The 6,174-nt window shown below is 46.2% G+C and carries 8 protein-coding genes; 6 read left to right on the top strand and 2 right to left on the bottom strand.

The features are described from left to right. Positions 1 to 947 (top strand): type I glutamate--ammonia ligase (gene glnA / locus AB4Z33_RS09950; protein WP_442049784.1); only part of this gene is annotated, 947 nt, incomplete at its 5' end. 559 nt (positions 948 to 1,506) lie between these two features. On the opposite strand, the gene lexA is transcribed toward glnA, so the two are convergent. Then, the gene (gene lexA / locus AB4Z33_RS09945) at positions 1,507 to 2,127 is read right to left on the bottom strand and encodes a transcriptional repressor LexA (protein ID WP_307201327.1); all 621 of its coding nucleotides are present in this window, start codon (positions 2,125 to 2,127) and stop codon (positions 1,507 to 1,509) included. A gap of 246 nt (positions 2,128 to 2,373) precedes the next feature. On the opposite strand from lexA, the gene AB4Z33_RS09940 reads away from it, so the two are divergent. The 5 genes from AB4Z33_RS09940 to AB4Z33_RS09920 all read left to right on the top strand — a co-directional run bounded on the left by AB4Z33_RS09940 (position 2,374) and on the right by AB4Z33_RS09920 (position 5,489). Next, the gene (locus AB4Z33_RS09940) at positions 2,374 to 2,661 is read left to right on the top strand and encodes a LysM peptidoglycan-binding domain-containing protein (protein WP_442049783.1); all 288 of its coding nucleotides are present in this window, start codon (positions 2,374 to 2,376) and stop codon (positions 2,659 to 2,661) included. A gap of 177 nt (positions 2,662 to 2,838) precedes the next feature. Then, on the top strand, positions 2,839 to 3,030 hold the full coding sequence (locus AB4Z33_RS09935; RefSeq protein WP_442049782.1) for a DUF896 domain-containing protein: 192 nt from the start codon (positions 2,839 to 2,841) through the stop codon (positions 3,028 to 3,030). Positions 3,031 to 3,119: 89 nt separating this feature from the next. Next, positions 3,120 to 4,109, top strand: coding sequence for an aldo/keto reductase (locus AB4Z33_RS09930; RefSeq protein ID WP_442049781.1), 990 nt, complete (start codon positions 3,120 to 3,122; stop codon positions 4,107 to 4,109). A gap of 60 nt (positions 4,110 to 4,169) precedes the next feature. Further along, positions 4,170 to 4,676 carry a hypothetical protein gene (locus tag AB4Z33_RS09925; RefSeq protein WP_337101420.1) on the top strand — a complete coding sequence of 169 codons (507 nt, stop codon included), beginning with the start codon at positions 4,170 to 4,172 and terminating at the stop codon, positions 4,674 to 4,676. 24 nt (positions 4,677 to 4,700) lie between these two features. After that, positions 4,701 to 5,489, top strand: coding sequence for an HAD family hydrolase (locus AB4Z33_RS09920; RefSeq protein ID WP_442049780.1), 789 nt, complete (start codon positions 4,701 to 4,703; stop codon positions 5,487 to 5,489). 78 nt (positions 5,490 to 5,567) lie between these two features. Here the strand turns inward: AB4Z33_RS09920 and AB4Z33_RS09915 are convergent, their stop codons facing one another. Next, on the bottom strand, positions 5,568 to 6,116 hold the full coding sequence (locus AB4Z33_RS09915; protein ID WP_442049779.1) for a 1,2-dihydroxy-3-keto-5-methylthiopentene dioxygenase: 549 nt from the start codon (positions 6,114 to 6,116) through the stop codon (positions 5,568 to 5,570). Positions 6,117 to 6,174 lie beyond the last annotated feature (58 nt).

The following is a 6,174-nucleotide window of genomic DNA, read 5'->3' as shown; positions in this document are numbered from 1 at the left end:
GTCCTGAACCGGAATTTTTCTTATTCAAAACCGATGAAAAAGGCGAGCCTACAACGGAATTGAACGACCAAGGCGGTTATTTCGATCTTGCGCCAATGGATATGGGCGAGAACTGCCGCCGTGAAATCGTATTGACGCTTGAAGAGATGGGCTTCGAGATCGAAGCTTCTCACCATGAGGTTGCTCCAGGACAACATGAGATCGACTTCAAATACGCGGATGCGATTCGCGCAGCGGATCAAATCCAAACCTTCAAGCTCGTCGTTAAGACGATTGCACGCGAGCATGGTCTTCATGCATCCTTTATGCCAAAACCGCTGTTCGGCGTTAACGGTTCCGGCATGCACTGTCACCAATCGTTGTTCCAAGGGAATACGAACGTATTTTATGATGAGAAGGACAAGCTTGGTCTAAGCGCAACTGCTCGTTATTATATGGCAGGCGTCCTGCAGCATGCGCGAGCAATGGCTGCGATTACGAACCCAACAGTTAACTCTTACAAACGTCTCGTACCGGGCTATGAAGCTCCAGTATACGTAGCATGGTCGGCGAGCAACCGTTCGCCAATGATCCGTATTCCGGCTTCGCGCGGTCTCAGCACACGCGTTGAAGTACGTAACCCAGATCCTGCGGCTAACCCTTACCTCGTACTTGCGGTAATGCTGAAAGCGGGCCTTGACGGTATTAACAACAGAACGGAGCTTCCTCCTCCGACAGACCGTAACATCTACATTATGACAGAGGAAGAGCGTCTGGACGCGGGTATACCGAGCTTGCCAGGCGATCTGAAGGAAGCGCTTGACGAAATGCTTCGCAGCGATGTCGTATGCGACGCGCTAGGCGAGCACGCGCTTGCTCACTTCTACGAGCTCAAAGAAATCGAGTGGGACATGTACCGCACGCAAGTTCACCAATGGGAACGCGATCAGTACTTGACGCTTTACTAATCAATAGGATCAACTATAACCCGCTAAGGCTTCTGCGAATGCAGAAATCTTAGCGGGTTTTTCTGTAAATATTTTGGATCTTTATAAAGATGAATTTAGAATTATTAATTGGATTTCTGAGACTGTCGATTAACTGTTTACCAATTTAGATATGATTTCAATTTATATGATTTTTCACACAACGTTAGTAAAACAAGACGTAAACTGAAAATACTTATACGATTTATCATACAAAAGTGGTTAATTCATCCACGCAGCCGATGATTTTGTACGATTTTTCGATCAAAACCCTTGATTTGGCCTCTCTGTAAGGTTGGTTATACGATAAATCGTATAACTATTAGTTAGTCACAATTAATCGACTGCCGCTTTCTTACAGTCAAAAGACTAATAATGAGACAATAGTAGTCTTTGATAGGAACTTATGCAGTCAGATGGACGGGGGGAGGACTTCTGTGGGTTGAAATGCAACTTTCTAATATCAGTAAATCAATATAAAGAAGAGGAGGAACGATGCGCTAGGCTATCGTTCTTCCTCTTCTTGTTCGTAGCTCAATGATTAGTGAATATCTCTGAACAATCCAATGACTTTACCGAGGATCGTCACGTTCTGGAGTAGAATAGGCTGCATGGAGGAATTCTCCGGTTGGAGACGTATGTAGTTCTTCTCCTTGTAGAACGTCTTAACGGTAGCTTCATCATCCTCGTTCATGGCTACGACGATATCGCCATTGTTGGCAGTACGCTGCTGGCGAACGATGACGTAGTCTCCGTCGTGAATGCCGGCTTCGATCATGCTCTCTCCCTCAACGTTCAGGATGAAGACGCTGCTGTCGCCAACAAAATGTGATGGAAGAGGGAAGTAGTCCTCAATATTCTCAGTAGCTGTAATCGGCACGCCTGCTGTTACTTTACCGACGATTGGCACTTTAGCGACGGCAAGCGGGATAATACCGTCCACGCCTTCCGTATCCAAAATTTCAATAGCGCGAGGTTTGGTAGGGTCGCGGCGGATAAGGCCCTTCTTCTCTAAACGGTCGAGGTGACCGTGTACAGTCGAGCTGGATAATAATCCGACGGCTTCGCCGATTTCCCTGACGGAAGGCGGGTAGCCTTTCTCCCGGACCTCATTCTTAATGAAATCAAGAATAGATTGTTGTCGGCTGGAAATCTTCGACACTGCGATCACTCCATTAGTATGTTTGTACAAAAGTATAGCACAGAACCCGGGTTCGCACAAACATAAGTTCTTAAGCACAAAGGTTCGTATTTTTGTGTTGACTACAAACGTTTGTTCGTGTTATTCTCAGAACAGAACAAACGTTTGGGGTGCTGAGAGATGATGATGAGTCCAAGTTTTTACAGAACAATACATACGCAACCAGAAATGAAGGTTAGTCCTATATATAAACGATATACGGTTGCAGTGAGACGTCATGCACTTAAGCTGATCGTATGCGCAATGCTGTTCGTACTTTTGTTTACGAGCTTTCTATTGATCGGTACGAAGGCATCTGGCAGCAAGAACGCTGTTGCTGCGGTCAACGAGGAACTTGTGACCGTATTTACAGGCGATACATTGTGGGGGATCGCTAATCGTTTTGCCAGTGAGAAGGAAGATATTCGCTACGTCATCTATTTGATTAAGGAGCGTAACGGATTAGAGTCGACGGACCTGTATCCGGGGCAGAAGCTTGTTATTCCTTCTATATAATGAACTTGTACGCAGAGAGCATCTGAACCGGAGACGGTTTGATGCTTTTTTTCGTTATTTCAGCTTATCTTTTTGCGGACATAATGTAAGTGCCGCCTTGACAATTACGCTTTGAAAATGTCAAAGTAAAGGATAGAACATTTACAGCATGAGGGGAGTTTAACGTTCAATATGGATATGGATAAGTTAATAGCTCGGATCAACGAGCTTTCTCGGAAAAATAAAACGGTAGGCTTGACCGACGAGGAAACGTCCGAGCGTGATGAGCTTCGAAGGCAGTATTTGAACAACTTTAAGAGCAACTTCAGACAGCAGCTCGATACGATTAAGTATGTTGAGGACGAGGACCAGGATAACGTTAAGCATTAAGCGTCTGTTATGGCCGAGTTCCGCTTGGCCTTTCTTCCATAAAGTCTTGTGTACGAGAACCATTTCTGAAGCAATGGGGGAATTCATCTATGAAGTATCGGTTGCTTGGCAGAAGCGGGCTTGCCGTCTCTGAATTATGTCTAGGAACGATGACGTTCGGTAACACGACAAGCGAACAGGATTCGATTGAAATGATCGGCCGTTTCTATGACAAAGGCGGAAATTTTATCGACACGGCTGATGTATATGTTAGTGGTCGATCGGAAGAGATTGTGGGTAAGGCAATACGCGGCAAACGTTCGGAGACGGTACTTGCAACGAAAGTAAGAATGGCGACTTCTGGCGACATTAATGGGGTAGGACTATCCCGCAAACATATTATGGACGGCATAGAGGCGAGCTTGAAGCGTCTTCAGACCGATTACATTGATCTTTATCAGGTCCATGTGTGGGATCAGGCTACGCCAATTGAAGAGACGCTTCGGGCGCTTGACGATCTTGTTACGTCGGGCAAAGTACGATACATAGGCTGTTCTAATTTTTTTGCTTGGCAATTGATGAAGTCGCTTGCTCTTAGCGATGTGAATCGATACGTACGCTTCGTCTCTATTCAGCCTCAGTACAGTCTTGTAAGCAGGCAGATGGATAGGGAAATGTTATCGTTATGTCTAGAAGAGAAGGTAGCGATCATCCCTTGGGCGCCTCTCGGTGGCGGTTTCCTGACAGGACGATACAATCGCGACATACCGACGGAGGGTCGTCTGACCTCGAAGGTTGGCGAAAGCGCATGGGTGAACCGTGCATCGGACCATAACTTTGCTATTCTAGATGCCGTGGTTGAGGCAGCGAAGCTATTGGACAAAGCGCCAGCCGAGGTGTCATTACGCTGGCTGCTGCAGAAGGAAGGTATTACTTCTCCAATATTCGGCGCTCGTTCCTTAGAGCAATTCGAGGAAAATATGGGCGCGGCGGACTGGGAGATGCCTGTCGATATTTGGGACAAGTTGAACGAAATAAGCGCATTGCCTGATGATTATCCGAACCGGTTCATTACGAAGTTCCAGCGTTCACTAGGATAATTGAGATTGTTCGCATAATAGACAGGCTTGCGGATGTAGGCCGAAGTAGGAGGAATAAGCTTGTCACGTTCTTGGGAGCGCAAGGTGCGCAAAAACATGAGTCAAGTTAACAAACAACGCAAAAAACATGGTGAAGGTTCTATCGTACTAAACGGCGAGAAAGCGGTAAAAATCGTCGGCCGCAATTATATTGCGCCGATTCTACTGCTCCTGTTCATCGGATTGTACGTTATTCTGATCCAGAGCCAGAAGGACTATCAGATCGATACGATGTTTTATGTAACCATTGCATGTTATGTCGTTTTAGCAGGTCTATTCTTCTTAAGACGTCCTTATATCCAAATCGGTAAGGACTATGTACAGACGCGTAGAATGATGGGGGACAAGCGTCTGACGGCTTCTTCCATTAAAGGCATCAGCACGCAGCCTGGTTACGTTGTCATTGAGCCGCAAAAAGGCGGTAATTGGGTGTTCTCGCGCTTGATTAACCGTTACCCTACGGATGAAATTAATGAGAAGCTTAAATTGTTCGCGCAAGCGAACGGTATTTCATTTCAGCAAAAATAAAGGCATGGGAGAGTAATGATTATTATGGCAAAGCAAGCTGTATTATTTGACTTAGACGACACTTTGCTGTGGGATGACCGCAGTGTGAAAGAAGCATTCGAAGCAACCTGCCAGGCAGCTGCTGACCTAACGGGTGTAGACGTTAACGCACTTGAAGAATCGGTTCGCCGCGAAGCACGGGCGCTGTACGAATCGTATGAGACGTACCCATTCACGAAGATGATTGGCATCAATCCTTTCGAAGGCTTGTGGGCGAACTTCCGTGAGGGAGAGCAAGAGGAATTCCGCAAGCTGGAAAGTCTTGCGCCAGGCTATCGCAGAGAAGCATGGACGAAGGGGCTGCTAGCGCTTGGTATAGATGATCCGAAGCTTGGCGCTGAGCTAGCTGAGAAGTTCCCGGCTGAACGTCGGTCGCGTCCGATCGTTTATGATGAGACTTTCCGCGTGCTGGACTCGCTAAAAGGGAAATATAAGTTGCTGCTGCTAACGAACGGCTCGCCGGATTTGCAACGCGAGAAGCTGGCAGGCGTTCCTCAGCTCGTTCCCTATTTTGATCATATTATTATTTCGGGCGAGTTCGGTGAAGGCAAGCCGGCCGCATCGATCTTCAAGCATGCCCTTGAGCGTCTTGGCATCGAGCCGGAGCATGGTATTATGGTTGGTGACAAGCTTACGACCGATATTCTTGGAGCAAATACGATTGGCATGACATCCGTATGGATTAATCGCCACGATATGGTACGTAATGACGATATTATTCCTACTTGTGAAATTAAGCATCTGGAAGAGCTGCTGCAAATACTCGAGCAATAAAAGAATAAGCAATAAAATAAGCCCCTCGGCTACGGCAAAGCTGCAGCATGAGGGGCTTGCATTATTGAATTCGATCCGTTACGCTTTGTCCGATTCGAATACCGGATCAGCGAATGGATGAGCGATCCAGCCTTCTGTTTCGATGAACAAACGAACAGCCACGATTTGACGGTTATCCATTAGCGTGAAGAAATGCGGCTTGTATTCCGGTACGGAAATGACATCGCCTGCTTCAAGCTCAACATCAAAGTAACCAACATCGTCAGTGCCTTTGATGATGAATATGCCCTTACCAGCTGTAATCGCGCGAACTTCATCTTCGGTATGTGTATGGACGTTCTCGAATTTCTTCAGAAGCTCATCCAGATTAGGCGTTGCTTCGGACAATGTAATGATGTCCCAAGTTTTGTACCCGCGGCGTTCAGCGAGATCTTTAATTTCATCAGCATAAGTAGCAAGCACTTGCTGCTTCTCTTCATCAGAAAGAATGAACTTTTCTTGCAGCTCGGGAGCAAGCTTGCTTGTATTCCAATGTTCATATAGAACTTCCTGTTGCTCTAGAAATGCACGGACGTTTTCTTCGCCGGAGATACGTTGTTCGGTATTGCGAATTCTAATTTCAGCCATGATCATTCCCTCTTTTCCAATAGAAATTAAATGATATAATAATTATAAAACAAATGAT

It is taken from the genome of Paenibacillus sp. 2TAB19, from assembly GCF_052115185.1.
GTDB lineage: Bacteria > Bacillota > Bacilli > Paenibacillales > Paenibacillaceae > Pristimantibacillus.
The sequence above is the reverse complement of the archived record's forward strand: the minus strand, read 5'-3'. Positions and strand labels throughout refer to the sequence as shown.